The organism is Streptomyces anulatus, from assembly GCF_000721175.1.
Taxonomy (GTDB): Bacteria; Actinomycetota; Actinomycetes; order Streptomycetales; family Streptomycetaceae; genus Streptomyces; species Streptomyces anulatus_C.
Genome location: NZ_JOEZ01000035.1, coordinates 85807 through 112269, shown reverse-complemented (window position 1 = coordinate 112269; position 26463 = coordinate 85807). Strand labels below are relative to the sequence as shown.

Here is a 26463-nt window from a genome sequence, read left to right as displayed (position 1 = left end):
TATTTTCCTGGTGCCCCGTTTTCGGGCCGCCTTCGCGGTGGACAATAAGGGCATGAGTCAGCAGGGGGAGAAGCCCGCCGCCCACGAGGACGACTGGTGGCGCAAGCTGTACGACGAGACCGCGCAGGACACCGGTCCCAGCACGGCGGCCGACAGCCTCGACGACCGCTTCGACTCCGTGTCGAACACGGTGAGCACGTCGGTGGACGACCTCCGGGACACCGTGCGCGAGACCGTCCGGGACCCGTACGCGTCAGCGTACGAGGACCCGTTCGAGGACCGGGACGAGGACCGCGACGCGGACCGGGACGAGGACCGCGACGCGGACCCGTACGCCGGTGCGTACCGGCCGCCGGAGCGGAGCCGGTCCGTGGTGGCGCAGCGAGGCCCGGACCGGGTCTCGGACCGGGGCCCGGATCCGGTCCCGGACGAGGGCTCGGCAGTGGCCCCGGCTCCGGCAGCGGCCCCGGAACCCGGCCTGGCAGAAGCCATGGGCCCGGTTCCGGCCCCAGGCCCGGACCCGGCTCCGGCAGCGGATCCGGACCCGGACCCGGGCCAGGCAGTGGGCCTGGGCCCGGTTCAGGCGGCGGCTCCGGCCCCAGGCCCGGACCCGGTTCCGCCGGCGGGCTCGGACCCGGCCCCGGAGCACATGCCGGACCCGCGGTCGGCCTGGGACCTGTATGTGAAGCGCGACCCGGAGACGGAGCTGGAGCCTGGACCGGCTGCTTCTGCCGTACCGGTGCCGGAGCCGGTGCCTGGGCGTGGGCCGGTGCCTGGGCTTGGGCCGACCGCCGGTCCCGACCGGGCTGCCGGTCCCGCCCCGGCTGCCGGTCCCGACCGGGCTGTTGGTCCCGCCCCTGCCGCCGGTGCCGACCGGGCTGTTGGTCCCGCCCCGGACGCCGGTCCCGCCTCGGTCGCCACACCGGTCCCGGCTGCCACCCTCGTACCGCCGTCGCCCCCGCCCGTATCGCCGCCCTCTGCCCCGCTCGCCTCTCCGCCCGCACCCCGCACCCCGGTCTTCCCCGCCCCCTGGGAGGCGCCCGCCGGGCAGCCGGGGCCCCGGACGTTCGCCGCGCCGCGCGCACCGGAACGGCCCGAGCCCGCCCTCGCACCCGGCCCCAGCGCCCTGCACGGACTTCCGCCGGACCTCGCCGCCGACGGCCGGCCGGCCGTGGGGCACCTCGGGGACCGGCCGCCCACCTACGACGCCGAGCCCGCCGCCCTGCCCTCCGCCACCTCGGAGAACCTGGAGGGCCTCGTCCCCGACACCGTCCTGGACGGCGCGCGGTACGGGACGTACACCCTGCGCTCCGCGTCCGTACGCGGCGACTCCGCCCGCTTCCGGGGCGAGCCCCGGCGCGACGGGCTGCTCACCGCCCGTTTCGGGGCCGCCGAGAGCGCCCTCGTCCTCGTCGCCGTGGCCGGCGGCAGGCGGGCCGGTGAAGCGGCGCACCTCGCCGCGGCCGATGCCTGCCGCTGGATCGGCGGGGCCGTCGCCCGCAGCCACGTCCGGCTCTCCGAGGACATAAGAGCGGGCCGCCGGGGCGACCTGAAGTCCGGGCTGCACCGGCTCACCGACCGAACGTACGGCAAGCTGCGCGCCCGCGCCGCCGAACTCGGCGTCGAACCGGACGCGTACACCGCGAACCTCCGCTGCCTCCTGCTGCCCGCCGACCCCGACTGCCGCACGCGAGTCTTCTTCGGCGGCGGCAGCGGCGGCCTCTTCCGCCTCCGCGACGGACTCTGGCAGGACCTGGAGCCCGTCATCCCGGAGAGCGGCAACCCGCAGCAGGGAGACGAGCGGGAGGAGGGCCCGGACGGGGACCGGCTGACCACGGATCTCCAGATCACCGCGGCGCCTTCCCCGTCCGCCGAAGGGCCCGCCCAGCCGCCCGCCGAGCCCTTCCGCTTCCGGGCCTCCGTGGCGCGACCCGGCGACACGCTGATGCTGTGCAGCGACGGACTCGCCGAGCCGATGCGCGGCGAGCCGGCACTCCCCGGCGAGCTCGCCGAGCGCTGGGGGAGTTCAGGACCGCCCGGACTGCCCGCCTTCCTCGCCGACACCCAGCTCCGGATCAAGGGGTACGCCGACGACCGCACCTGCGCCGCCGTCTGGGAGGCGTAACCACGCACGCCGTGGGTTGATGGATCCCGGAGCCCGGCGAAACGGTGTTTCGGGCTCCGGTCTCCGGACAACCGAAGTGCACGGAGCACGGGCAAGGAAGGGTGCGCACCCATGGCCAAGCAGAACGTGGCGGAGCAGTTCGTCGACATCCTCGCCAGGGCAGGCGTCAAGCGCCTGTACGGCGTCGTCGGCGACAGCCTGAACCCCGTCGTGGACGCCATCCGGCGTAACTCGGCCATCGACTGGATCCACGTCCGGCACGAGGAGACCGCCGCCTTCGCGGCCGGAGCCGAAGCGCAGGTCACCGGCTCGCTCGCGGCCTGCGCCGGCTCCTGCGGCCCGGGCAACCTGCACCTGATCAACGGTCTGTACGACGCGCACCGCTCCATGGCCCCGGTGCTGGCCCTCGCCTCGCACATCCCCTCCAGCGAGATCGGCCTCGGCTACTTCCAGGAGACCCATCCGGAGTTGCTGTTCCAGGAGTGCAGCCACTACAACGAGATGATCTCCAACCCGGAGCAGATGCCGCGGCTGCTCCAGACCGCGATCCAGCACGCCATCGGGCGCGGCGGCGTCAGCGTCGTCACCATGCCGGGCGACATCGCCTCCAAGCCGGCCCCCGAGAAGTCCATCGAGCACGCCCTCGTCACCGCGCGGCCGACCGTACGGCCCGGCGACGAGGAGATCGACAAGCTCTGCCGCATGGTGGACGAGGCCAAACGGGTGACACTGTTCTGCGGCAGTGGCACGGCCGGGGCGCACGCCGAGGTCATGGAGTTCGCCGAGAAGATCAAGTCGCCGGTCGGGCACGCGCTGCGCGGCAAGGAATGGATCCAGTACGACAATCCGTACGACGTCGGGATGAGCGGTCTGCTCGGCTACGGCGCCGCGTACGAGGCGACGCACGAGTGCGACCTCCTCATCCTGCTCGGCACGGACTTCCCGTACAACGCCTTCCTCCCGGACGATGTGAAGATCGTCCAGGTCGATGTCCGCCCCGAGCACCTCGGCCGCCGCTCCAAGCTCGACCTCGCGGTCTGGGGCGATGTGCGCGAGACCCTGCGCTGTCTGACGCCCCGGGTGAAGCCCAAGTCCGACCGCAAGTTCCTCGACCGGATGCTGAAGAAGCACGCGAACGCCCTGGAGGGTGTGGTCAAGGCCTACACCCGCAAGGTCGAGAAGCACGTCCCGATCCACCCCGAGTACGTCGCCTCCGTGCTGGACGAGATGGCCGACGAGGACGCCGTGTTCACCGTCGACACCGGCATGAACAACGTCTGGGCCGCGCGCTACCTGACGCCGAACGGCAAGCGGCGGGTCATCGGTTCGTTCAGCCACGGCTCGATGGCCAACGCCCTGCCGCAGGCGATCGGCGCACAGTTCACCGACCTGAACCGGCAGGTCGTCGCGATGTCCGGCGACGGCGGATTCTCCATGCTGATGGGCGACTTCCTCACCCTGGTCCAGTACGACCTGCCGGTGAAGGTGGTGCTGTTCAACAACTCCTCGCTCGGCATGGTCGAGTTGGAGATGCTGGTGGCCGGTCTCCCCTCGTACGGCACGACCAACAAGAACCCGGACTTCGCCGCCATCGCCCGTGCGGCCGGCGCCTACGGCGTACGCGTGGAGAAGCCCAAGCAGTTGCAGGGCGCGCTCAAGGACGCGTTCAAGCACAAGGGCCCCGCGCTCGTCGACGTCGTCACCGACCCGAACGCGCTCTCCATCCCGCCGAAGATCAGCGCAGACATGGTCACCGGCTTCGCGCTCTCCGCCAGCAAGATCGTGCTCGACGGCGGAGTGGGCCGGATGCTCCAGATGGCCCGCTCCAACCTCCGTAACGTGCCCCGCCCCTAGCTAGTGCCGCGTCAGCCAAGGTTCGCCCCGTCGCGACGCCCGGCACGCACTCTCGCCGCACCGGCCGAAAACCCGAGTACGTCCAGTACGAGGGCCTGGGGCCGGCACGCAGAGACCACGCACCTGACGCCGCGCGGCCGCCCTGCGGGCGACGACGGGAATCGACCCTAGGGCGCTGGCCCGGGCGGACGAACTGGTGGAGGGCCTCTCCGGGCGGCCCTCCACCAGGGTGCGGTCGTCGTGCATCACAGCTCCTCGGGAAGGTGTGGGGCCCTGGCGGTGCGGCTCAGGTTCCCTTCCCCGGAGCGTGCGGAACTTCCCTGGTCTTGAGGAGTTCAGCAGTCGTGGTCGACCAGGTCGAAGGAGGCGTAGTGGTCGGCGGTGTAGTAGTCCTCCGCCACCTGCTCACCGGTGACGATCCGGCGGGCGCCCCGGGTGGGGGAGCCGGGCGTGACGACCGTGTACTCGTGGTAATAGCCGGTGGACCGGTCGGGCAGCAGGCCCTCGCGGTTCTGGAAGACGGTGCCGTCCTGCTCGTACGGGAACGGCCCGCCCTGGTCGATGAGGTCGAGCGTGTCGTGGGCCTGGGGCGGCAGTGCGGAGTAGCAGATGCTGCCGACCGCGGCTGCCCGGAACGCGGTCGCGGAGTGGGCGGTGGGGGCGGCGGCCGGGGTCGCGGCCTGGGCCGTGACCGTGCCGGAGGCGAGGAGTGCGGACAGGAGGGCGGCTGTGCCGCCGAGCCGGATGACGCGTGGGGGGATGCGCATGCCGTCATGATGACGCGTGTAGAAGACGGGTCGTCAACGCCAAGTCGGCTGTGTTCGCGGGAAGTTAACCGGAGCTGCGCCTCTGTGGTGATGGCGTGCGCGGGTGAGATGTTCCGTGCGCCCCTCGCCGCTCCCGACCGTTCACCTATTGATGGCTCGGCAAGCGTGACCGTGTGCGTACAGGGGCATGCATCCCGTGAGGCTGTTCGACGGGCAGCCTGATCGGAGGAGGCCGGTGCACTGTGCGGGCGGGGGAAATGGCGAAGCGTCAGAAGAGGACCGCGGTTGTCGAGGGGCGCGGCCCTCGGGGCCGGAGGCCGGGTGAGGAACCGATGCCGGCCCGGATGCGCCGAAGGGTGGGCCACACCGAACGGTCGGCGGTGGGGGAAGTGCGCCGGGAGTTGCGGGAGTTCCTCCGGCATCGCTCCGGCCATGAGCAGACCGAGGCGGCGGAGCTGCTGGTGAGCGAGCTGGTGACCAACGCGCTCATCCACACCCGGCACGGGGCCGTGGTCACCGCCACGGCGACACCCGCCCGACTGCGGGTGGAGGTCCAGGACTTCGCGTCGGAGGACCTGCCCGCGCCGTACGTACCGAACGCCGACGACGGTACGCACGGCAGGGGCCTGATCCTGGTGCGAAGCCTGGCCGACGCCTGGGGCGTGGAGGCACAGGTCATGGGGAAGGTCGTCTGGTTCGAGCTGCACGGCGGAAGGTCCTGAGGGGCCCTCCGCCGCGAGGCGTGATCAGCCGAACTGCTGCTCCAGATCCTTCAGTTTCTGTTCCAGCGAGTCGAGCCGGGGGAGCGTCTGGGTGTCGTCCTCGGCGGTGAGGTCGACGGTACGCGGGTCACCTCCCTGAGTCGCCGCGTCCAGGCTCTTCGAGCTCGAACCGTCCGCCGCCTGCTTCGGGCCGACGGCTTGCAGGGATGGCCGGGGTCGCAGAGGCAGCTGACCCGGCTCCGCTATGGCGGGCTCCGCGACGGCCGGCGGGCCGCCCGAAGCCGGGGTGAGGGCAGGCACGTCCACCTGCTGCCCGCCCCGGCCGCCGCGTCCCCAGACCCGGTTCTGCCGGTTGAGGGCCTTGATGCGGGCCCGGTCCAGCTTCTCCTGGTCACGTCGGCGCAGCCGGTCCTGCTCGCGCTCCTTGCGGTCCTCCCGCACCTCGTCCACCGCCTCGTCCAGGGTGCGGACGCCCTCCAGGAGCATCAGCGACCAGGCGCCGAAGGTCTCCCGGGGCGCCCGCAGCCAGCGGACGATCCGGATCTGCGGCAACGGACGTGGTACCAGGCCCTGTTCGCGCAGCGCGGCGCGGCGGGTCTGCTTCAGCGCCCGGTCGAAGAGCACCGCGGCCGAGAGGGACATTCCCGCGAAGAAGTGCGGAGCGCCCGCGTGGTCCATGCCCCGGGGGGCGTGCACCCAGTTGAACCAGGCGGCGGCCCCGGCGAACGTCCACACCAGCAGCCGGGAGCCGAGAGCCGCGTCTCCGTGGCTCGCCTCCCGTACGGCCAGCACGGAACAGAACATCGCGGCGCCGTCCAGTCCGAACGGGACCAGGTACTCCCAGCCTCCGGTGAGGCTCAGGTTCTGCCGGCCGAAGCCGACGAGCCCGTGGAAGGAGAGCGCGGCGGCGACCGCCGCGCAGCAGAACAGCAGGACGTACGAGGCGGTCGCGTAGAGCGCTTCCTTGCGTCTGCGGCGGTCCTCGCTGCGTTCCCAGGAGTCGTCGGCCGCTGCCTTGCCGGCGGCGCGCTTGCCGCGTGCGACCACCGTCACCGCCGCCATGACCCCCACGAGCAGTACGGCGCCCGGAAGCAGCCAGTCAAGCGATATGTCGGTCAGTCTCATGCGCGGTCCCTTGCGTCACGTAGGGCGTTTCGTGCGCCATCGTGACGGAATTCCCGTCCCGCTCCGGTGGTTTCGGGACAAGAGCACGCCATGGGGGTGGGAGAGGCTATCGATGGGTGGAATCTTCTCGAACGGCCGCCCGATCAGGCTGCGTTGCGTTCGATTTCACATCATCCGGACGGGCGGTGTGGATCAGGAAGCCGCCGCGAGTTTCCGCACCCGGTCCGCGTCACAGGTACGCGGGCAGGTCACACAGGTGTCCTCGGGGCGCAGGGTGTAGAAGAGGCAGCAGCTCGCCCGGTCCCGGGTCGGCAGCGACCGGCCGTCGGGTCCGGTCAGCTCGCGGAAGCCCGCGGCGCCGACGTACGGCTTCGTCGTGCCGGGCAGCAGCAGCTCCAGCTCGGCCATCGCCCGGCGCTCCTCGCCCAGCAGATGGGCGATGTACCAGAGGCCCTCGACGATCTCGTCCGTCGCCATCCCCCACAGGGCCCGCTTCCCGCGCCGCATGCGCGGCCCGAAGCCCTCGAGGACCGGGCCGAGGTGCTCGGTCAGGGAAGCCAGGACCTCCGCCCGCAGCGCCGCCTCGTCCGCGACGACCCGGGCCCCGGGCAGGGTGGCGGCAGGGTCGTCCGGCAGGCAGGCGAATTCCCGGACCCGTACGGTCAGGTGCCCGAGCGCGCGCTGGAAGGCCACGTCCTCGACCGGGATCCGCGGCACGCGGCGCTGCAGGAACCACGGCGCCGTCACCAGCAGGCAGGCGGGCCAGGCGTACCGGTGCAGACCGAAGCTCGCCACCACGTCCGGGCGGGCCTGCCGGCCGTAGTCGCGCAGCACCTGGGCGTTGTCCCAGGCCAGGAAGGTGTCCACGGCGGGGCCGCCGGCCGCCAGCTCCGCCGCGCCGACCCAGCCCGCGCCGGACGGGGCGACGGCGTCGTCGTCGAGCACGTCTGCCCGCAGACCGGGGAACACCTCGGTCAGGCGGGTGTACGCGGCGGTCACGGGGGACGTCGCGGCACCGGTGAACGGCGGGGAGAGGGTCATGCAGGGGACCACCGAATCGGGATCGTTTGCAGGTAAGCCTTACCTTACCCGAACCCGTCGATGTTTGAACCGCGGCCTCCGCCCTCTATCGTGCACAGGAGGTCCGGCGCAGGCGAGTCGGCCCGCGGCAGGCGGAGGAGGTCCGGGTGGAGCAGGGCAGCGCGCGCGAGGGCGCACGTCCGGCGTACGCCCCCGGAGCGTTCCTGCGCACTCCGGCGGAGGGCTGGATTCCGGAGAGCCGGGTGCCGGAACAGGCCCGGGGCGAGCAGGCCCGGGGCGAGCACACCCACAGTGAGCCTCCCGCGCCCCGTGTCGTTCAGCGCCACTCCGTCCGCGGCCAGATCCTGGACGCCCTGCGCGCCGCCCTCGTCGCCGGCGAACTGGTGCCCGGTCAGGTCTACTCCGCCCCAGCGCTCGGCGCCCGCTTCGGGGTCTCCGCGACGCCGGTGCGCGAGGCCATGCAGCGGCTGGCCGTCGAGGGCGCCGTCGAGGTCGTGCCGAACCGCGGCTTCCGGGTCAGCGAGCGCGGCCCCCGCGAGCTGGCCGAACTGGCCGAGGTGCGGGCCCTGATCGAGGTCCCGGTGATGCTGAGCCTGGCCCGTACGGTCCCGGCGCACCGCTGGAGCGTCCTGCGCCCGCTGGCGGAGGCCACGGTCAGGGCGGCGGCCGTGGGCGACCGGGCCGCCTACGCCGAATCGGACCGGGCCTTCCACCGCGCGGTCCTCACGCTGTCGGGCAACGAGCAGCTCGTGGCCGTCGCCGACGAACTGCACCGGCGCTCCCAGTGGCCGCTGGTCTCGAACCCCGCCACCCGCCGGGCCGACCTGCTGGCGGACGCCTCCGAGCACACCGCCCTGCTCGACGCCCTCATCGCCCAGGACCTCACCGTCGTCCAGGCCCTGGTCCGCGAACACTTCACCGGCGCCGACGGCTGATCCGGACGGCCCGCGACCCAGGGCCGCGGGCCGTCCGGATCAGCTCGCCTCCGCCGTGCGCGGGGCCGGGGGACCCAGGTACGGGGCCAGCCAGGTGGGCACGCCGCCGAGGAGCCGGAACAGCCGGCCGGCCTCGGCGCGCAGCCGGGCCGCCGCCTCCGGTTCCGGCTCCGCCTCCGCGAGGGAGATCAACGCCGGGGCCGTACCGACCAGGAACCCCAGCTCCTCCCGGATCCGCAACGACTCCGCGAAACCGTGCCGGGCCTCGGCCAGCTCGCCCTCGCGCAGGGCGAGCGCGGCCAGATGCCGCCAGGTGGACGAAAGCAGCAGCTCGTCGCCCCGGGCCGCCGCACCGGCGTGCGCCCGGCGGAACGCGGCGCGCGCCGACTCCGGCGACTCCGCGATGTTCTGGGCGATCAGCCCGCGCCGGAAGTCAAGCAGCGGCCGGGCCGGGGACGCGGGGGCCAGCAGCGCCGCCGACCGGCTCAGCGCCACGCTCGCCTCGTCGGCCCGGTCCCGTACCGCCAGGAGGGTCGAGGCGTACGCCAGATGGCCTCGCTCCGAGGCGGCCGCGCCGCGCTCGTCGTCGCTGCGGGCGATGGCCTCCGCCGTACGCAGGGCGTCCTCGGCGTCGGTCCAGCCCTGTCCGGTGTAGAGGCACCGCTCGGTCAGCAGGGCGGTGCGCTGGAGCGCCGAGGCCGGATCGGTGCTCGCATGGTGCTCCAGCAGTGCGGCCGCGTCCGTCCAGCAGGCGCGTGACCGCAGCCGCCATACCGCGGTCTGGAGCGGCGGATCGTCATCTGCTGTCGTTCCGGAACCAGACATGGCGGTATGCGCCACATTGCCCTCCCCGAGCGCGCCATTGTGCTGTTGGGTACGGCGCATCTCAGCACGGAATGGCACGCCGGGCCAAGGGGTCCGGACAATGTCAGGTGAAAGATTTCACAATCGGCCGGAGTGCGACGGTGCCCCGCCGGGTCCCGTGCGCGGCCGGAAGATCAGCTCATGCGCAGGGCGAGGAAGAAGTCGAGCTTGTCCTCCAGGCGCGAAAGGTCACGCCCCGTCAACTGCTCGATTCGTCCGACGCGATAGCGCAGCGTGTTGACGTGGAGGTGCAGCCGGGCCGCGCAGCGGGTCCAGGAGCCGTCGCAGTCCAGGAAGGCTTCCAGTGTCTCGATCAGTTCCGCCCGGTGGCGCCGGTCGTAGTCGCGGAGCGGATCCAGCAGTCGGGCGGTGAAGGCGCGCCGGACGTCGTCGGGGACGAACGGCAGCAGCAGCACGTGCGAGGCCAGTTCGTGGTGACCGGCCGCGCAGACCCGCCCCGGACGGGCCGCGGCCACCCGGCGGGCGTGCCGGGCCTCCTCCAGTGCGCCGCGCAGCCCTTCGGCGGAATGCACGGCAGCGCTGACACCCAGTGTCAGCCGGCCGTCGTCGGCGAGTCCCGCCGAGAGCGGTTCGCGTACGGAGGCGAGCAGCGCGTCGGCGTGCAGTCCGGGGTCCGCGTCGAGGGCGTCGGCTTCCTCGACGCCCGCCCGCGCGGCGTCGCCCTCCGCATCCTCCCCGGAGTCCGCGGGCACGGTGGTGAGCGTCGGCAGCGGCACCAGGGCGATGGCTTCCTCGCGCGTGTGGGCGACGGCGATCCGGTCGGCGGAGTCGGGGCCGCCGACCGCCGGGTCGACGAGGATCTCCTCCAGCAGCGCCTGGGCCACCGGGCCGCTCGCGATGTCGCCCGCGGCGGCGGTCTGGCCCGAGGCGCTCCAGTCGACCCGGGCCACCACGACCTGCCACTGCGGGGCCACGCCCAGGCCGGGCAGCAGTACCGGTGCGGCGACCCGTAGCCGGGCCGCGATCTCGGCGGGGGCGGCGCCCGCCTGGACCAGCTCCAGGACCTCCTGGGCGAGCCTGCGGCGTACCGTACGGGCCGCGTCGCGGCGGTCGCGCTCGACCGCTATCAGCTGTGTGACGCCTTGGAGCAGGTCGAGCCGGGGGGCAGGCCAGTCGGAGGCGTCCGCCTCGACCGCCAGCAGCCAGTCGGAAAGCACCGACTCGCGTACGTCGCGGGCGGCCGGCACCGCGCCCCGGCCGGTGTTCCCGATCGGGAAGAGCGAATACGTGGTGCCGGCGACCGCGGCCCGGTGCGGACCCCGGCGGCCGGTCCGGGTCGCGGCCAGGTGGTGCCCGGCCAACGCGGCGCCCAGCGGTCCGGGCAGCGGCGCGCCCGCCCCGGCGATCTGGCGGCCGGTGGGGGACAGGACCCAGGCCCGCAGGTCCAGGTCGGAGGTGAGGAGGTCCAGGACCACCTCGGGGCCGCCGCCCGCCGGGCCCGAGGTCATCAGCCGGCGGTGCCGGTCGACCACGGCAGCCAGGTCGCCCGCGCGCTCGCCGGAGACCTGGCGTACGACGTGCTCGGTGATCGTCGCAAAGGCCACGGTCTCGTGCACGGCGAAGAGCGGGAGGCGGTGGTGCAGGCACGCCTCGACCAGATCGGCGGGGATGTCGCCGAGCTCCGCCTCGCCGGCCGCGAGACCGGCCACCCCGGCGGCCGCCAGGATCCGGACGAACGGTTCGGAGTCCGCCGCGTCCCGGCGCCAGGCGAGGCCCGTGAGCACCAGCTCACCGCCGGAGAGGTAGCGGCTGGGGTCGCGCAGGTCGGTCGTCATGACGCCCCGGACCGTGCGGTCCAGCTCGTCCTCGCCGCCGAGCAGCCGCAGGCCCAGCGCGTCGGTCTCCAGCAGTGCGCGCAGCCGCATCTCGTCGCCGCCGATCTTTCCGTAGAGGGAGGGGGTGAAGGAGGTCGTGGGGTGGGGGAGCCGTGGGGTGAACGGGTATCTGTGAATTGCGGTGAGGTTACTGATCCCCGCCATTCGTTCGAATCTACAAGACGAGGACGGAGACCAGCCAACTCCTTCGGTGTTTCGGTGACTGCACCGGCAGGACCGGGGCTTGTGTACTGGGTCACACATCACGTGAACACCACATGGACGAGTCAGTCGAGGGCCGGCCGTCCCCAGCCCGAGCGAACGATCCGATTGAGAAGAAGAGAGCCGCTCATGGACTTCCTTCGCCCCGCCAGCTGGGAGGAGGCGCTTGCCGCCAAGGCCGAGCACCCCACGGCTGTGCCCATCGCGGGCGGCACCGATGTGATGGTCGAGATCAACTTCGACCACCGGCGGCCCGAGTACCTCCTGGACCTGAACCGCATCGGTGAGCTGTCCGAGTGGGAGGTGGGCCAGGAGAGCGTACGGCTCGGCGCCTCCGTGCCGTACAGCAGCATCATGGAGCACCTGCGCACCGAGCTGCCCGGCCTGGCGCTCGCCTCGCACACCGTCGCCTCCCCGCAGATCCGCAACCGAGGCGGCGTCGGCGGCAACCTCGGCACCGCATCGCCGGCCGGTGACGCCCACCCGGCCCTGCTCGCGGCCGACTGCGAGGTCGAGGCCGAATCCGTACGCGGCACGCGGCTGATTCCCATCGACGCCTTCTACACAGGGGTCAAGCGCAACGCCCTGGAGCCGGACGAGCTGATCCGCGCCGTGCACATCAAGAAGGCCGACGGACCGCAGCAGTACTCCAAGGTCGGCACCCGTAACGCCATGGTCATCGCGGTCTGCGCGTTCGGTATCGCGCTGCACCCCGGGACCCGCACCGTGCGCACCGGCATCGGCTCCGCCGCCCCGACCCCGGTCCGGGCCAAGGAGGCCGAGGAGTTCCTGAACGCCGCACTCGAGGAGGGCGGGTTCTGGGAGAACGGCAAGATCATCACCCCCGCGATCGCCAAGCAGTTCGCCGCCCTCGCGTCCGGCGCCTGCAACCCGATCGACGACGTACGCGGCACGGCGAAGTACCGCAGGCACGCGGTCGGCATCATGGCCCGCCGCACGCTCGGCTGGACCTGGGAGCAGTACCGCGGCGCGGGCCGCACGCTGGAAGGAGCTGCGTAACCATGCGAGTCAATTTCACGGTCAACGGCCGTCAGCAGGAAGCCGACGACGTGTGGGAGGGCGAGTCCCTCCTGTACGTCCTGCGTGAGCGCATGGGCCTGCCCGGCTCCAAGAACGCCTGCGAACAGGGCGAGTGCGGCTCCTGCACCGTCCGCCTGGACGGCGTCCCGGTCTGTGCGTGCCTGGTGGCCGCCGGACAGGTCGAGGGCCGCGAGGTCCTCACCGTCGAGGGCCTGGCCGACTACGCCAAGCACCGCGAGGACGCCCACCCGGGCGGCGGCTGCGCCTCCGGCGCGTGCGGCACCACCCTGGACGCCGCCAAGCGCCGGCAGTCCGAGCCCACCGACGGCCGGACCGGCGAGGCCGTCGAACTGGCCCCGATCCAGCAGGCGTTCATCGACGCCGGGGCCGTCCAGTGCGGCTTCTGCACCCCCGGCCTGCTGGTCGCCGCCGACGAGCTGCTGGAGAACACCCCCTCCCCGTCCGACCAGGACATCCGTGAGGCGCTCTCCGGCAACCTGTGCCGCTGCACCGGTTACGAGAAGATCCTCGACGCGGTCCGCCTCGCGGCCGCCCGCCAGGGAGAGGCGGTCCAGTCATGACGACGCGCCCCGAAGCCACCACGCGCCCCGCGGCCCCGGCCGTACCGGCCGGCACGCCCACCAAGATCACCCAGGGTTCGCCCACCAAGGGCGGCATCGGCGAGTCCACGCTCCGTCCCGACGGCACCCTCAAGGTCACCGGCGACTTCGCGTACTCCTCCGACATGTGGCACGAGGACATGCTGTGGGGCCAGACGCTGCGCTCCACCGTCGCGCACGCCGAGATCGTCTCCATCGACACCTCCGAGGCCCTGGCGACGCCCGGCGTCCACGCGGTGCTGACCTACGACGACCTGCCCGCCACGATGAAGAACTACGGGCTGGAGATCCAGGACACCCCGGTTCTCGCCCACGGCAAGGTCCGCCACCACGGTGAGCCGGTCGCCCTCGTGGCCGCCGACCACCCGGAGACCGCGCGCCGCGCCGCCGCCAAGATCAAGATCGAGTACCGCGAGCTGCCGCTCATCACCGACGAGGCCTCGGCGACCGCCCCGGACGCCGTGCTCGTGCACGAGAGCCGCGACGACCACCACATCGGTCACGTCCCGCATCCGAACATCGTGCACCGCCAGCCGATCATCCGCGGCGACGCCGACGAGGCCGCCGGGCGCGCCGACGTCATCGTCAAGGGCGAGTACACCTTCGGCATGCAGGACCAGGCCTTCCTCGGCCCCGAGTCCGGTCTCGCGGTGCCCTCCGAGGACGGCGGCGTCGAGCTGTACGTCGCCACCCAGTGGCTGCACTCGGACCTCCGCCAGATCGCCCCCGTCCTCGGCCTGCCCGAAGAGAAGGTCCGCATGACGCTCTCCGGCGTCGGCGGGGCCTTCGGCGGCCGCGAGGACATCTCGATGCAGATCCACGCCTGCCTGCTGGCGCTCCGCACCGGCAAGCCCGTCAAGATCGTCTACAACCGGTTCGAGTCCTTCTTCGGACACGTGCACCGGCACCCGGCGAAGCTGTACTACGAGCACGGCGCCACCAAGGACGGCAAGCTCACGCACATGAAGTGCAAGATCGTCCTGGACGGCGGCGCCTACGCCTCCGCCTCCCCGGCGGTCGTCGGCAACGCCTCCTCGCTCTCGGTCGGACCGTACAAGATCGAGGACGTCGACATCGAGGCGATCGCCCTCTACACCAACAACCCGCCCTGCGGCGCGATGCGCGGCTTCGGCGCCGTCCAGGCGTGCTTCGCCTACGAGGCGCAGATGGACAAGCTCGCGGCGAAGCTGGACCTGGACCCGGTGGAGTTCCGGCAGCTCAACGCCATGGAACAGGGCACCCTGCTGCCCACCGGACAGCCCTGCGACTCGCCGGCCCCGGTCGCCGAACTGCTGCGCCGGGTCAAGTCCCGGCCGCTGCCGCCCGAGCAGCAGTGGCTGGCGGCGGGCAGCGAGGGCACCTCCATCGACGTCCGGGCGCTGCCCGGCGGGCTCTCCAACACCACCCACGGCGAAGGTGTCGTACGGGGTGTCGGCTACGCGGTCGGCCTGAAGAACGTCGGCTTCTCCGAGGGCTTCGACGACTACTCCACCGCCCGCGTGCGGATGGAGGTCATCAACGGCGAGCCCGTCGCGACCGTCCACACCGCGATGGCCGAGGTCGGTCAGGGCGGCGTCACCGTCCACGCCCAGATCGCCCGTACCGAACTCGGTGTCAGCCAGGTCACCATCCACCCCGCCGACACCCGGGTCGGCTCCGCCGGATCCACCTCCGCCTCCCGTCAGACGTACGTCACCGGCGGCGCGGTCAAGAACTCCTGCGAAGCCGTACGGGAGAAGGTCCTGGAGCTCGGCCGCACCAAGTTCGGCACCTACCACCCGGCCTGGGCCACCGCCGAACTCCTCCTGGAGGGCGGCAAGGTCGTCACCGACGGTGGCGAGGTCCTCGCCGACATGGCCGACGTCCTGGAGGACGAGGCGATCGACATCGAGCTGGAGTGGCGCCACCGCCCGACCGAGGCGTTCGACCTGCGCACCGGACAGGGCAACGGCCACGTCCAGTACTCCTTCGCCGCGCACCGCGCGGTCGTCGAGGTCGACACCGAGCTCGGCCTGGTCAAGGTCATCGAACTGGCCTGCGCCCAGGACGTCGGCAAGGCGCTCAACCCGCTCTCCGTCCTCGGACAGATCCAGGGTGGCACCCTCCAGGGCATGGGCGTCGCGGTGATGGAGGAGATCATCGTCGACCCCGAGACCGCGAAGGTACGCAACCCGTCCTTCACGGACTACCTGCTCCCCACGATCCTCGACACGCCGACGATCCCGGTCGACGTGCTCGAACTCGCCGACGAGCACGCCCCGTACGGGCTGCGCGGCGTCGGCGAGGCCCCCACCCTCTCGTCCACCCCGGCCGTCCTCGCGGCGATCCGGAACGCGACGGGTCTCGAGCTCGACAGGACACCGGTGCGGCCCGAACACCTCACCCGTACCTGAGGGCCTGCCGGGTGACCTCCCACCGGTCGTCGCCCGGCAGCCTCCGAGCGGTCCCCCCCCGAACTCTCCGGGCGGTGCGCAGAGCCGAGAACGTCACACTTTTCCGCACCCCGCACCGCCCGGAGACACCAAGTACCGCGCCGCTCGCGGTTCTTCGCCGTGCCCGACCGCACGGCAGCGCCTCACGGATCATCCGTGCCGCCGGCACATCCGTTCTGCTTCAACAGTCCGTCCCGGCCGTCCCCGGGTCGTGCAGCCGACGCAGTCATCCCAAATCCCGCACTCAGGAATCTCCAAGCGGGTGCCCCTGTGAACCTTGGGAGTCAGGCATCATGACCCAGCAGTCAGTGGAACCGAAGACCAGTCCGGAGGGAGCGGGGCCGGGCTCGCGCGTCCCCGCCGGAAGATCATGGCTCGACCGGTACTTCCACATATCCGAACGAGGATCCTCGGTCGCGCGCGAGGTGCGCGGCGGCGTCACGACCTTCATGGCCATGGCGTACATCCTCCTGCTCAACCCGCTGATCCTCGGCGGGGAGGACGTCAACGGCGACCTTCTCGGCCAGCCGGGCCTGATCACCGCGACCGCCTTCGCGGCGGCCGCGACCACCCTGCTCATGGGCTTCGTCGGCAAGGTGCCCCTCGCGCTCGCCGCCGGGCTCAGCGTCTCCGGTGTGCTCGCCTCGCAGGTCGCGCCCAGCATGACCTGGCCGCAGGCCATGGGCATGTGTGTGATCTACGGTGTGGTGATCTGTCTCCTGGTGGTCACCGGCCTCCGCGAGATGATCATGAACGCGATCCCGCTCGCGCTCAAGCACGGCATCACCATGGGCATCGGGCTCTTCATCGCCTTCATCGGCCTCTTCAAGGCCGGATTCGTCCACAAGGGCGCCGGCGCGACCCCCGTCTCGCTGGGACCGGCCGGTGAACTGGCCGGCTGGCCCGTCCTGATCTTCAGCGTGACCCTGCTCCTCATCTTCATGCTCCAGGCGCGCGACATCCCCGGCGCGATCCTGATCGGCATCGTCGTCGGCACCCTGGTCGCCATCGTCGTCAACGCGCTCGCCGACATCGACCCCAAGGCGTGGAGCAGCGGCCCGCCGGAGCTGGAGGGCAGCGCGGTCTCCGCCCCCGACTTCTCGCTCTTCGGGAACGTCGAGTTCGGCGGCTGGGGCGACGTCGGCGTGATGACGGTCGGCATGATCGTCTTCACCCTGGTGCTGGCCGGCTTCTTCGACGCGATGGCCACCATCATCGGCGTCGGCACCGAGGCCGGGCTCGCCGACGACAAGGGCCGCATGCCGGGCCTGTCGAAGGCGCTGTTCATCGACGGCGCCGGCGGTGTCATCGGCGGTGTCGCCTCGGGCTCCGGCCAGACGGTCTTCGTCGAATCGGCCACCGGCGTCGGCGAAGGAGCCCGGACCGGGCTCGCCGCCGCCGTCACCGGCCTCTTCTTCGCCGCCTGCCTCTTCTTCACCCCGCTCACCGCGATCGTGCCGACCGAGGTGGCCTCCGCCGCCCTCGTCGTCATCGGCGCCATGATGATGCAGAACGCCCGGCACGTGGACTGGGGCGACCGCTCGGTCGCCATCCCGGTCTTCCTGACCGTGGTCCTGATGCCCTTCACGTACACCATCACCACCGGTGTCGCCGCGGGTGTCATCGCCTACAGCGCCATCAAGCTCGCCCAGGGCCGGGCCCGCGAGGTCGGGGCCTTCATGTGGGGGCTGACGGTGATCTTCATCGTCTTCCTCGCCCTCAACCCGATCGAGAGCTGGCTGGGCGTCCACTGACGCGCCGGAGCCCTCCCCTTCCGTCCAAGGAGACACGCCATGCTGGACATCGCCGAAGAACTGCACCGGTGGGTCTCGCAGGGACGCGAGTTCGCCGTCGCCACCGTGGTGGCGGTCGGCGGCAGCGCGCCCCGGCAGCCCGGCGCCGCCCTCGCGGTCGACCGCGACGGCACGGCCATCGGGTCGGTGTCCGGCGGATGCGTGGAGGGGGCGGTGTACGAACTGTGCCAGCAGGCCCTCGAGGACGGGAAGTCCGTCCGCGAGCGCTTCGGCTACAGCGACGAGGACGCCTTCGCGGTCGGCCTGACCTGCGGCGGCGTCATCGACATCCTGGTGACACCGGTACGGGCGGACGACCCCGCCCGCCCGGTGTTCGCCGCAGCGCTCGCGGCCGCCGCGGAGGGGTCGGCGGCCGCGCTGGCACGGATCACGGACGGGCCCGAGGAGTTGCTCGGGCTCCCGCTCCTGGTCCGTGCCGACGGCAGTTACGAGGGCGGGCTCGGCGGCCACCCGGCGCTCGACCGGACCGCCGCCGCCGAGACCCGCGCCCTGCTGGACTCGGGCCGCACCGAGCCGCTCACCATCGGCGCGGAGGGTTCCCGCTGCGGCCGGCCCATCGAGCTCCTGGTCGAGTCCAGCGTCCCGGCGCCCCGGATGATCGTCTTCGGGGCGATCGACTTCGCGGCCGCGCTGGTCCGGGCCGGGAAGTTCCTGGGCTACCGGGTCACCGTGTGCGACGCCCGACCGGTCTTCGCCACCGCGGCACGCTTCCCCGAAGCCGACGAGATCGTCGTCGACTGGCCCCACCGCTATCTCGCCGGCACCACGACCGACGCGCGCACCGTGCTCTGCGTCCTCACCCACGACGCCAAGTTCGACGTACCGCTCCTTGAGGCCGCCCTGCGCCTCCCGGTCGCCTACGTCGGTGCGATGGGCTCGCGCCGCACCCACCTGGAGCGCAACGACCGGCTGCGAGAGGCCGGCGTCACCGACCGTGAACTGGCCCGGCTGCACTCGCCGATCGGCCTCGACCTCGGTGCCCGTACGCCGGAGGAGACGGCCCTGTCCATCGCCGCCGAGATCGTCGCGGTCCGGCGCGGCGGCAGCGGCGTACCGCTCACCGGGGCCCACACCCCCATCCATCACGACAGCAGCGGACAGCCCCTCGCCTCGGTGGCCTGAGGTGGCGTGAAAGACCCGTCCACGCCGGGCGGGTAGCCGCCACGGCGGTTTCCCGCCCGCCCGGAAAGCAGCGGTCGCCCCCGATCTACCGGTAGATCAGCTGCATGACTTCTCGGCGCCCGCCCGAACCGGGCCAGCAGATGCCAGACCTTCTTCAGGTCCTGCTCCGCATGGCACCCGGCGCGTGCCGCGTCGCCGATGATCCGGGCGTCCAGACACCCGTCGACGGCGAGGGCCTCGCCGAGTTCGACGTACTCCGACCCCCGGAAGCCGGGACGGCGGCGCAGCTCGTCGACGCCGAGCCGGAACCCCTCGTGCCACTCGACGGGGCACGGCAGCTTCTCGGCCGCGGCCTCCACCGCCGTCCCCCGGTACGCCGGGTCGAGCACCAGCGCCTCCACGTCCTGGTCCAGGCGGACCGGGACGTGGATCTGCGCCTCGATGTAGTCGTCCAGGGCGTCACGGCGGTCCGCCGCCGCCAGTTCGACGAGCCCCGACATCCGGGCCGCGACTCCGAACTGCACGGGCTCCGTGGCGCTGTCCGGATAACAGAAGGTGGCGGAGGCGAGGACATCCGCCGTCAGCCGGAAGTGCGCCGACCCGAACCGGGGCGCGGCGCCGAAGGAGGCGCGCCGGACGTCCAGCGCCCCGTAGACGGGCCGCTCGGCGGGCCCGGCCCCGTCGTAGGCGCCGCCGAAGATCCGGCTCTCCCAGCGCCACCGGTCACCGCCGGGGCGCGCGGTGAGCCCGCCGTTGCTGGTGCCCGTCACGAACTGGGAGACGTACAGGCCGTCCCCGCACAGCCGTTCCAGGATCGGCCGCCCCGCCACCGTACGGTCGGGGTGGAAGTTCAGGGTGATGCGTAGCTCGGCGTTCAGGGGCGCGCCCGAGGACAGTGAGGTGACGTGCTCCAGTGCCCGCCGACGGGGCGAGGCGAGCGGGTGGCCGGCGTTCATCAGGACAGTGTGCCCGGACGGCTCCCGGGGGTGCACGTGCGTATCGCCTCCTGCCAGTGCGGTTGGATGAGCCCATGAGCGTTCACGACGTGGCCCGCAGGCTGCCGGGCATACCCGTCCTCACCGGTCTCTGCCGTTCCCTGGCGATGCTCGACGCGATCCTGTGCCCGGAGTGGGACCACCGCTGGCACGCCTTCGACGCGCGGTGGTCGCCGACGGAGGAGACGGCCTCGATGCGGGACGGGTCGGGCGGGGAGTACTCCGTGGTCTTCTCCGCGGACGGCGCGTACGCCCGCGGCTTCGACCACGAGTCGCCGATGAGCCCGTACGTGGACGACGCCCCCTGGCCCGGGGTGCTCGACGAGGTGCCCGCCGTGTTCCGCCGCTACGTGGACGAGCCGTCGTTCACCGACGAGTTCGGCCTGCCCGTCGTCACCGCCTGCCTCTGGCGCGAGAGCGGCGACGACCGCTGGCGGGCGGGCGGTATCGAGTTCCCGGAGGACGGTGAGGACTCCGACGGCGCGGACTGGCTCTTCCAACTCCTCGTCACGGGCACCCCGGAGTCGTACCAGGAGTGGGCCGAGGACTACTTCGAAGTCCCCGTCGACCTCGAAGCCGTACGGCATGTCTACGCGCTGCGGCCGCTCACCGACGAGGTGATCGCCGCGCTCAACCCCGAGCGCGTGCCCGCCGAACTGGCCGAGGACGTCAAGGAGATCGGGTACCCGGTCGGCGTGGGGCAGTGAGAGCGGGGGAGTGACGCGGGGTCAGTCCGCCTCCGGGATCGCCGGATCACGCCGTGCAAGCGCCTCAGCCACCGGTACACCGGTCCGGGCCGCCACGGTCAGGCGGGCCCGGACCTCCGCGCCGGTGCGCGGGCGGAAGCGCGGCTGCTTGCCGCAGCCGCACGCTTCCAGACCTTCGTAGCGCAGCCCCGCCCCCAGCACGGCCCCGACCGCGCTCCAGGCGTCGGTGTCACGGCGCGGCGGGGGCGCGAAGTCGTGGCCCGCGCAGACGAGAGCACGGCCGCAGTTCGGGCAGGGCGGATCGCCGCCGTCCAGGGCAAACCGCTTGAAGCTGACGCGGCAGGGGACGCAGGCGTAGTGCAGCTTGTAGTGGACCATCGCGTAGAAGCACACACGACGACGCTACCGGGCCGGGCAGGTGCCCGACAGGCCCGGGCGGTCTCTCCGTGCGCGGGAGAGACCGCCCGGGGCCGCGCTCACTTACCGCTCTGCAGGGCCTTCCACGTGGCCGGGCCCACCTCGCCGTCGACGCCCAGCTCGCGGGTGGTCTGGTAGCTGCGGACCGCCGTGTCCGTGGCCGGGCCGAAGCTGCCGTCCACGCCCACGGTGGTACCGAGCGCCGCCGTCAGGGCCCGCTGGAGCCGCTTCACCGCCTCGCCCGAGCTGCCCTGCTTCAGCACCGGGGTCGTGCCGGCCGACAGCAGGGCCGTCCAGGTCTTCGGGCCGACGATCCCGTCGGCGTCGAGGGAGCGGGCCCGCTGGAACGCCTGCGCGGCGCTCTTCGTGCGGGTACCGAATTCACCGTCCTCCGCGCCCGCATCGTATTCCTGCTCGTTGAGCAGTGTCTGGACGGCCTTCACCTGCGGGCCCGACGAGCCGTACTGCTGGGTCGTGTACGCGGGGAAGGTGATGCCGTCGCTGCCGTTGCCCGGGTCGCCGCCGATCAGCTGCATGTAGTAGTCCCAGTCCCAGTGCACGCCCGGGTCGGTGTGGTCGTTGCCGGGCACCTCTTTGTGGCCGACGATGTGCGCCCGGTCCTTCGGGATGTCGAACTTCGCGCTGAGATGGGAGGTCAGCGCGGCCGACGAGCGGTACATCGCGTCGGTGAACCAGGCCGGGTTGTCGACGAAGCCCTCGTGCTCGATCCCGACGGACGAGGCGTTGGCGCTGCGCGCGTGCCACGCCGTGTCCTTGTCCCGGACCGTCTGGGTGACCTCGCCGTCCGAGGAGCGGATCACGTAGTGGGCGCTGACCTGGGAGTCCGGGTTCTGGAACCAGCTGATGGAACCCGCGTACGAGCCCTGCGTGACGTGGACGACCACCTTGTCGACGGTGGCCGTGCGGCCGGTGGCGAAGTTCGCGGAGTGGGCGGGCACCCAGCGCGCCGAGGGGTAGTCCTCGCTCTGGACGTAGACGTCGGACGCGGACAGCTCGCCCTTGTCCGGGGCGACCGGGCGGGAGGGCACACGCACCTCCTCGCCGCCGGACACCTTCGCGGCCACGCCCTCCGCGAGGAACGTGAAGACCGCGTCCGCGTAGAGCGCCGCGGCCGGCCCCTCGGCGGCGCTGTAGCGGGCCACCGCCGGATACCAGGCGTCGACGTCCCGGCGCTCGGCGGCGTCCAGGCCCAGCGCGTCGGCGTGGTCGCGCAGGACGGCCGCGCCGCCGAGGATGTTGGCCGTCGTGTCCCGGCGCAGCCGTGCCGCGCTCTCGCCGGTCAGCTCGGACGCCTTCTCCAGGGAGCGGTTGACGGGGTTGCTCGCCAGGTGCATCACGCCGTAGCCGTTCGCCTGGCTGGGCTCTCCGCCGTGACCGTTCAGCCGGGACTCGCCGTAGCCGACGGCGGCCAGCAGATCGCGCGGTACGCCGTACTCGTGCGCCGCCTCGGCGAAGGCGCGGTTCATCGGGTCGGCCGTGTCCGCCCGTGGGGCGGCGCTCGCCGGGTGCCCGGTCGCGAGGAGGGCCGTGGCGGTGAGGACGGCCAGGGCGCCGACGCGGGCCCGGGTTCGGGCGGCGATGCGTAGGGACATGAGGGCTCCTGCTCTGTGGCGGGAAATCTGTGGCGGGAAGGAAGAGAAAAGCCCTCGGGCCGGGATCGGCCAGAGGGGCGTGGAGCACCGCAAGACTAACCAGATGAGGTGGGCATGACAACGTTGCGCGCCGAGGGGTGCGTTGGCAACTTCACGCAAAATCAACAGAGTTGGCGGTTCCGCTGAGCCTGCCGGGTGACGGTGAACATCACCCGGCAGGGGAGTCCGCGCCGGTTGACGAGGCCTCGGCTACCAGCGGTCGCGGTGGATGACGTCCGCCACCGGCCGCCGCCGGACGGGACCGAAGTTGCCCGCGGGCCACCCCACCGGGACGGCGGCGAACGTCGCCATGTCCTCCGGGATGCCCAGCTCCCGCTTCCACTCCTGCTCCAGCATCAGATGCCAGATGGTGATGTTCGCCGCGAGCCCCAGCCCCCGGGCCGCGAGCAGCAGGTTCTGCACCCCCGGATAGACGCAGGAGCCCTCGGCCAGCGCCTGGAAGCGTGTCTGCGTGTCCATCATGTGCTGCGTGCCCGCCGGGCCGAGCGCCCGCGCCGAGGCCGCGAGACCCTCCTCGTCCAGGCGGGGCTCCGGGAACCGGTAGCACGGCACGATCAGCACCGGGGTGTCGGCGAAGTGGTCGCGCTGATGCTCGATCGCCGCGACCATCCGGCCGTACGCCGCCTCGTCCATGCCCTCGGGGGCGTACTTCCCGGTCGTCGCCAGATACGCGTCCACGCATCGCTTCCACAGCGGGGCGAGCCGCGCCATCACCTGGCGGTCGGTGACCACCACGTACTCGTAACACTGCATGTTGCCGCCGCTGGGTCCCCAGACGGCGGCCTGTATCAGCTGCTCGACCGTCTCGTCCGGCACCGGGTCCGGCTTGAGGCGGCGCATGGCGCGCATCGTGGACATGGTGTCGAAGAGAGCGGGGCCGCCGAGGGCGGAGGGGTCGGCCTGAACCGTTTCCATGGTCATGATCGCGGAGTTTACGGTTCGGACCGGCACACCATAAGGGCCCCCCGGCGGCCGGTCCGGGTGGCCTCTTCACAGCCGCCCTTCCGGGGCCCGGCGTCACCCCGCCGGCGCCTCAGCGCCGCGTCAGCCGGACGACCGGGATGTCCCGCTCGGTGCCCGCCTGATACTGCCCGTAGCGCGGGAACAACTCCACCAGACCCGGCCAGACCCGCGCCTTCTCCTCGGCCGGCAGCGTCGCCGCGACCGCCCCGAACCGCTCGGTGTTCACCCGGAGTTCGACCTCCGGGTTCGCCTGAAGGTTCAGGTACCACAACGGCGGCCGGTCCGAGCCGCCGTTGGAGGCCACGATCAGGTAGTCCTCGCCGTCCCGCCCGTACATCAGCACCGTGCGCCGCACCGTCCCGCTGCGCCGCCCCACGTAGTCCATCAGCAGACACGGCACACCGAGCTGCGTCGTGCCCTTCGTGCCGCCGGAGGACTCGTAGAGCTCGGCCTGCCGGGCCACCCAGTCGGCGGGGCTCAGCGCGACCTCCGCGTTGCCGTCCTGCTCGGCCGTCATGGGTTTCTCCTTCTCTCGTGCCGTCCCGTACGGGCTCCGCCCCCATCCTGGCATCCACCCGCGCCGCGCCTCGGATTCGTACACCTGGACACCCCTCCCACCGCACGGGGGAACGCGGACCGGGAACCCGCCCGCGAAGGCGTATAAAGGGTCCTTCCGGAGCAGCCGGCGTCCCCCGATGGCCCCTCCCCTCCCTCCCCTCACGCGGCCGGCGTCACCGCGTCACCGATCCCAGGAGCGCCAATGAGCACTTCGGAAGAGATCAGCGCCCTGCTGGTAGCGAAGTTCGGAACCGACCCCGGGGCCATCCGCCCCGATGTGCCGCTGCACCGGCTGCGGCTGGACTCCCTCGCGCTGGAGGAGCTGCGGCTGCTCATCGAGGACCGGCTGGACGTGGACCTGGAGGACGTCGCCCTCACCTCGCGGGACACCGTGGGCCGCCTCGTCGAGGCCGTCCACGGGAAGGTCTCCGCATGAACGCGGCCACCGCACCGCCCTACCGCCGGGCGCCGCTCGCCCCGTTCGCCGCCGCCGTCACCGGCGTCGGCCTGGTCACCGCGGCCGGTACGGGAGCGGACGCCGCCTGGCACGGTGTCACCGAGGGCCTCGTGCCGTCCGCCGCCCCCCGGCCCGAACTGGCCGACCTGCCCTGCGACTTCTTCTACTCCGTCACCGACTGCGACCCGGGGGCCGTCCTCGGGGTGGCCACCCAGCGGCTGATGGACCGCTTCTCCCAGCTCGCCGTCATCGCCGCCCGCGAGGCCGTCGCCGACGCCGGACTAGACCCGTCGGTCTGGGACAGCGGCCGCGTCGGCATCGTCATCGGCTCCGCCCACGGCGGGCTGCCCTTCTACGACGAACAGCACGCCGCTCTCGCCGGGCGCGGCCCCCGCCGGGTCTCCCCGAAGCTTGCCCCGCTCAGCGTCGTCAACGGCGCGGCCAGCAGCGTCAGCCTGGACCTCGGCGTCCACGGGCCCAGCCAGGCCGTCTCCACCGCCTGCTCCTCCGGTACGGTCGCCATCGGCACCGCGCACCAGATGCTCCGCTCCGGGGCCTGCGACATCGTCATCGCGGGCGGCGCCGAATCCACTTGCACCCGCCTCCTGATCGCCAGCGCCTGCAGCCTCAAGGCCGTCTCCACCCGCCGCGAGGACCCCTCGGCCGCCTGCCGCCCCTTCGACACCCACCGCGACGGCTTCGTCGTCGGCGAGGGTGCCGGGCTCGTGGTCCTGGAACACCCGGAGCACGCCCGCGCCCGGGGCGCCGCCGTCCGCGCCCACGTGAGCGGCTACGGAGCCTCCAGCGACGCCCACTCCGCCGTCGCCCCGGACCCCGAGGGCCTCGGCATCGAACGCGCCCTGCGCACCGCGCTCGCCGACGCGGACCTCTCCCCGGCCGACGTCGGGCACGTCAACGCGCACGGCACCTCGACGCTCTCCAACGACCTGATCGAGGCGACCATGCTCCGCCGGGTCCTCGGCGAGAGCCCCCTGGTGACCTCCACCAAGGCGATGACCGGCCACACCCTCGGCGCGGCGGGCGGCATCGAGACCGCGCTCACCGTGCTCGCCCTCCAGCACCAACTGGTCCCGCCCACCGTCAACCTGGACACACCAGACCCGCGGATCCCGATCGACGTGGTGGCCAAGGAAGCCCGCGGCGCCTCCTTCGACTGCGCCGTCAAGACCTCGCTGGGCTTCGGCGGCCACAACGCGGCACTCGTCCTCACCAGGGCCTGAGCGGAAGGGAACGCAGGAGTTCATGCCCGAGGAGATCATCCGGACCCTGTCGGTCGACGAAGTGCGCTACAGCTACCGCGTCCTGCCACACTCCTGCTCCGGCGGCGCCCCCGCCACCGAACCGACGCTCGTTCTCGGCGGCGCGCTCCAGGGCATGTTCGGCTGGCCCCAGATGGACGACCACCTGGGGCCGGCCACCGACGTCGTCACCGCCGACCTGCCCGGCATGGGCAGCGCCGACCCGCTCCCGCCAGGACCCAGCGCCGATCTGCTGCGCCGGGCCGTCCTCGGCATCGCCGACGACCTCGGCGCCCCCCGGCTCAACGTCTTCGGCTTCTCCTACGGCACCGCCATCGCCTTCGGCTTCGCCCGCCGCCACCGGGAGCGGGTGGCGCGCCTGGCCCTCGGCGGCGTCCCGGTCCACATCGACGACGCCCAGGTCGCCTGCTGGGAGCGGGCCCGGGAGCAGTTGGCCGCCGGGGACCGTGAGGGGTTCGCCGCGACGGCGGCGGACGCGCTGATGTGCCTGGATCCCGAACGGCCCGTACACCGACGTGAGTTGGCCCGCCGCTATGTCCGGCGCTCGTTCCTGCACGCGCTCACCCGCTCGCCGCACGCGGCGGACTCCCTCTACCGGGCGCTGGCCGACCGGCCCGACTTCTCCGGCGGTCTCACCGGCGTACCGGCGCTGGTCTTCGCCGGGGAGCACGACACGGTGACCTCGCCCGCGCGGCAGCGGGAGTTCGCCGCGACGATCGAGGACAGCCGGTTCCTGACGGTCGAGGAGTCCGACCACTGGGTGGTCCTGGAGCGGGCGGACGAGGTGGCCTCGCTGGTCTCCCGGTTCTTCACCGAGCGGGAGCCGGTGGCCGGCGCGGTCACGCTGCCGCGCCAGGCGGGCGCCCCGGTGGGCCGGACCTGAACGTCCGGTCC

General features: G+C 72.5%; 23 protein-coding genes. 13 read left to right on the top strand and 10 right to left on the bottom strand.

Features of this window, described 5'->3' with window-relative positions; genetic code table 11:
• Window positions 1-649 precede the first annotated feature (649 nt).
• Complete coding sequence (locus IG90_RS46275) at window positions 650-2125, top strand: protein phosphatase 2C domain-containing protein (RefSeq protein WP_411572656.1); 1476 nt, start codon at window positions 650-652, stop codon at window positions 2123-2125.
• Window positions 2126-2236: 111 nt separating this feature from the next.
• A complete protein-coding gene (locus tag IG90_RS0131755; RefSeq protein WP_030592362.1) occupies window positions 2237-3979 on the top strand; it encodes a pyruvate dehydrogenase in 1743 nt (580 codons plus the stop codon).
• A gap of 335 nt (window positions 3980-4314) precedes the next feature.
• Here IG90_RS0131755 and IG90_RS0131750 read toward each other — a convergent pair whose 3' ends face one another.
• Complete coding sequence (locus tag IG90_RS0131750) at window positions 4315-4746, bottom strand: guanyl-specific ribonuclease (protein WP_030592360.1); 432 nt, start codon at window positions 4744-4746, stop codon at window positions 4315-4317.
• 356 nt (window positions 4747-5102) lie between these two features.
• Here IG90_RS0131750 and IG90_RS0131745 point away from each other — a divergent pair, with 356 nt between their 5' ends.
• The gene (locus IG90_RS0131745; protein WP_030592358.1) at window positions 5103-5468 is read left to right on the top strand and encodes an ATP-binding protein; all 366 of its coding nucleotides are present in this window, start codon (window positions 5103-5105) and stop codon (window positions 5466-5468) included.
• Window positions 5469-5492: 24 nt separating this feature from the next.
• Here the strand turns inward: IG90_RS0131745 and IG90_RS0131740 are convergent, their stop codons facing one another.
• Both IG90_RS0131740 and IG90_RS0131735 read right to left on the bottom strand, forming a co-directional pair.
• Complete coding sequence (locus tag IG90_RS0131740) at window positions 5493-6593, bottom strand: DUF2637 domain-containing protein (RefSeq protein WP_030592355.1); 1101 nt, start codon at window positions 6591-6593, stop codon at window positions 5493-5495.
• Window positions 6594-6785: 192 nt separating this feature from the next.
• The gene (locus IG90_RS0131735; RefSeq protein WP_030592352.1) at window positions 6786-7634 is read right to left on the bottom strand and encodes a (2Fe-2S)-binding protein; all 849 of its coding nucleotides are present in this window, start codon (window positions 7632-7634) and stop codon (window positions 6786-6788) included.
• 146 nt (window positions 7635-7780) lie between these two features.
• Between IG90_RS0131735 and IG90_RS0131730 the strand changes: the two genes are divergently transcribed.
• Complete coding sequence (locus tag IG90_RS0131730) at window positions 7781-8569, top strand: GntR family transcriptional regulator (protein WP_030592349.1); 789 nt, start codon at window positions 7781-7783, stop codon at window positions 8567-8569.
• A gap of 39 nt (window positions 8570-8608) precedes the next feature.
• On the opposite strand, the gene IG90_RS0131725 is transcribed toward IG90_RS0131730, so the two are convergent.
• Window positions 8609-9394, bottom strand: a complete 786-nt coding sequence (locus tag IG90_RS0131725; RefSeq protein WP_030592346.1) for a hypothetical protein — start codon at window positions 9392-9394, stop codon at window positions 8609-8611.
• A 173-nt stretch (window positions 9395-9567) separates the two neighbouring features.
• Window positions 9568-11319, bottom strand: a complete 1752-nt coding sequence (locus IG90_RS0131720) for a PucR family transcriptional regulator ligand-binding domain-containing protein (protein WP_030592343.1) — start codon at window positions 11317-11319, stop codon at window positions 9568-9570.
• A 300-nt stretch (window positions 11320-11619) separates the two neighbouring features.
• On the opposite strand from IG90_RS0131720, the gene IG90_RS0131715 reads away from it, so the two are divergent.
• The 5 genes from IG90_RS0131715 (at window position 11620) to IG90_RS0131695 (ending at window position 18519) form a co-directional block, all read left to right on the top strand.
• Window positions 11620-12510, top strand: a complete 891-nt coding sequence (locus tag IG90_RS0131715; protein ID WP_030592339.1) for an FAD binding domain-containing protein — start codon at window positions 11620-11622, stop codon at window positions 12508-12510.
• Between the two features lie 2 nt (window positions 12511-12512).
• Entirely contained in the window at window positions 12513-13112 is a 600-nt protein-coding gene (locus IG90_RS0131710) for a (2Fe-2S)-binding protein (protein WP_030592321.1), read from the top strand.
• A complete protein-coding gene (locus IG90_RS0131705; RefSeq protein ID WP_030592319.1) occupies window positions 13109-15544 on the top strand; it encodes a xanthine dehydrogenase family protein molybdopterin-binding subunit in 2436 nt (811 codons plus the stop codon). Before IG90_RS0131710 ends, IG90_RS0131705 begins: the two co-directional genes overlap by 4 nt.
• A 332-nt stretch (window positions 15545-15876) precedes the next feature.
• Window positions 15877-17337 (top strand): NCS2 family permease, encoded by a 1461-nt coding sequence (locus IG90_RS0131700; protein WP_030592316.1) that lies wholly within the window; start codon window positions 15877-15879, stop codon window positions 17335-17337.
• Between the two features lie 39 nt (window positions 17338-17376).
• Window positions 17377-18519, top strand: coding sequence for an XdhC family protein (locus IG90_RS0131695; protein WP_030592313.1), 1143 nt, complete (start codon window positions 17377-17379; stop codon window positions 18517-18519).
• Here IG90_RS0131695 and IG90_RS0131690 read toward each other — a convergent pair.
• Window positions 18480-19475, bottom strand: a complete 996-nt coding sequence (locus tag IG90_RS0131690) for a DUF3626 domain-containing protein (RefSeq protein WP_078585482.1) — start codon at window positions 19473-19475, stop codon at window positions 18480-18482. The two genes, IG90_RS0131695 and IG90_RS0131690, sit on opposite strands and share 40 nt — an antisense overlap.
• A 74-nt stretch (window positions 19476-19549) precedes the next feature.
• Between IG90_RS0131690 and IG90_RS0131685 the strand changes: the two genes are divergently transcribed.
• Complete coding sequence (locus IG90_RS0131685) at window positions 19550-20221, top strand: hypothetical protein (RefSeq protein WP_030592307.1); 672 nt, start codon at window positions 19550-19552, stop codon at window positions 20219-20221.
• A gap of 21 nt (window positions 20222-20242) precedes the next feature.
• Here IG90_RS0131685 and IG90_RS0131680 read toward each other — a convergent pair whose 3' ends face one another.
• From IG90_RS0131680 to IG90_RS0131665, 4 genes are all read right to left on the bottom strand, one after another.
• Window positions 20243-20614 (bottom strand): hypothetical protein, encoded by a 372-nt coding sequence (locus IG90_RS0131680; protein ID WP_030592304.1) that lies wholly within the window; start codon window positions 20612-20614, stop codon window positions 20243-20245.
• Window positions 20615-20697: 83 nt separating this feature from the next.
• On the bottom strand, window positions 20698-22251 hold the full coding sequence (locus IG90_RS0131675; protein ID WP_030592301.1) for a peptidoglycan-binding protein: 1554 nt from the start codon (window positions 22249-22251) through the stop codon (window positions 20698-20700).
• A gap of 249 nt (window positions 22252-22500) precedes the next feature.
• Complete coding sequence (locus IG90_RS0131670; protein WP_030592298.1) at window positions 22501-23232, bottom strand: nitroreductase family protein; 732 nt, start codon at window positions 23230-23232, stop codon at window positions 22501-22503.
• 112 nt (window positions 23233-23344) lie between these two features.
• Complete coding sequence (locus IG90_RS0131665; protein WP_030592296.1) at window positions 23345-23791, bottom strand: nitroreductase family deazaflavin-dependent oxidoreductase; 447 nt, start codon at window positions 23789-23791, stop codon at window positions 23345-23347.
• 243 nt (window positions 23792-24034) lie between these two features.
• On the opposite strand from IG90_RS0131665, the gene IG90_RS0131660 reads away from it, so the two are divergent.
• The 3 genes from IG90_RS0131660 to IG90_RS0131650 are packed head-to-tail and all read left to right on the top strand — an operon-like array spanning window position 24035 to window position 26452.
• Complete coding sequence (locus tag IG90_RS0131660; RefSeq protein WP_030592293.1) at window positions 24035-24268, top strand: acyl carrier protein; 234 nt, start codon at window positions 24035-24037, stop codon at window positions 24266-24268.
• Window positions 24265-25530, top strand: coding sequence for a beta-ketoacyl-[acyl-carrier-protein] synthase family protein (locus IG90_RS0131655; protein ID WP_030592291.1), 1266 nt, complete (start codon window positions 24265-24267; stop codon window positions 25528-25530). Before IG90_RS0131660 ends, IG90_RS0131655 begins: the two co-directional genes overlap by 4 nt.
• Window positions 25531-25552: 22 nt before the next feature.
• A complete protein-coding gene (locus IG90_RS0131650; protein ID WP_030592290.1) occupies window positions 25553-26452 on the top strand; it encodes an alpha/beta fold hydrolase in 900 nt (299 codons plus the stop codon).
• Window positions 26453-26463 lie beyond the last annotated feature (11 nt).

Coding starts and splice junctions, on each gene's coding strand:
- IG90_RS46275 (WP_411572656.1), top strand. CDS start 650: ATGCCGGACCCGCGGTCGGCCTGGGACCTGTATGTGAAGCGCGACCCG.
- IG90_RS0131755 (WP_030592362.1), top strand. CDS start 2,237: ATGGCCAAGCAGAACGTGGCGGAGCAGTTCGTCGACATCCTCGCCAGG.
- IG90_RS0131750 (WP_030592360.1), bottom strand. CDS start 4,746: ATGCGCATCCCCCCACGCGTCATCCGGCTCGGCGGCACAGCCGCCCTC.
- IG90_RS0131740 (WP_030592355.1), bottom strand. CDS start 6,593: ATGAGACTGACCGACATATCGCTTGACTGGCTGCTTCCGGGCGCCGTA.
- IG90_RS0131735 (WP_030592352.1), bottom strand. CDS start 7,634: ATGACCCTCTCCCCGCCGTTCACCGGTGCCGCGACGTCCCCCGTGACC.
- IG90_RS0131725 (WP_030592346.1), bottom strand. CDS start 9,394: ATGTCTGGTTCCGGAACGACAGCAGATGACGATCCGCCGCTCCAGACC.
- IG90_RS0131720 (WP_030592343.1), bottom strand. CDS start 11,319: ATGCGGCTGCGCGCACTGCTGGAGACCGACGCGCTGGGCCTGCGGCTG.
- IG90_RS0131715 (WP_030592339.1), top strand. CDS start 11,620: ATGGACTTCCTTCGCCCCGCCAGCTGGGAGGAGGCGCTTGCCGCCAAG.
- IG90_RS0131710 (WP_030592321.1), top strand. CDS start 12,513: ATGCGAGTCAATTTCACGGTCAACGGCCGTCAGCAGGAAGCCGACGAC.
- IG90_RS0131705 (WP_030592319.1), top strand. CDS start 13,109: ATGACGACGCGCCCCGAAGCCACCACGCGCCCCGCGGCCCCGGCCGTA.
- IG90_RS0131700 (WP_030592316.1), top strand. CDS start 15,877: ATGACCCAGCAGTCAGTGGAACCGAAGACCAGTCCGGAGGGAGCGGGG.
- IG90_RS0131695 (WP_030592313.1), top strand. CDS start 17,377: ATGCTGGACATCGCCGAAGAACTGCACCGGTGGGTCTCGCAGGGACGC.
- IG90_RS0131690 (WP_078585482.1), bottom strand. CDS start 19,475: ATGAACGCCGGCCACCCGCTCGCCTCGCCCCGTCGGCGGGCACTGGAG.
- IG90_RS0131685 (WP_030592307.1), top strand. CDS start 19,550: ATGAGCGTTCACGACGTGGCCCGCAGGCTGCCGGGCATACCCGTCCTC.
- IG90_RS0131675 (WP_030592301.1), bottom strand. CDS start 22,251: ATGTCCCTACGCATCGCCGCCCGAACCCGGGCCCGCGTCGGCGCCCTG.
- IG90_RS0131670 (WP_030592298.1), bottom strand. CDS start 23,232: ATGACCATGGAAACGGTTCAGGCCGACCCCTCCGCCCTCGGCGGCCCC.
- IG90_RS0131665 (WP_030592296.1), bottom strand. CDS start 23,791: ATGACGGCCGAGCAGGACGGCAACGCGGAGGTCGCGCTGAGCCCCGCC.
- IG90_RS0131660 (WP_030592293.1), top strand. CDS start 24,035: ATGAGCACTTCGGAAGAGATCAGCGCCCTGCTGGTAGCGAAGTTCGGA.
- IG90_RS0131655 (WP_030592291.1), top strand. CDS start 24,265: ATGAACGCGGCCACCGCACCGCCCTACCGCCGGGCGCCGCTCGCCCCG.
- IG90_RS0131650 (WP_030592290.1), top strand. CDS start 25,553: ATGCCCGAGGAGATCATCCGGACCCTGTCGGTCGACGAAGTGCGCTAC.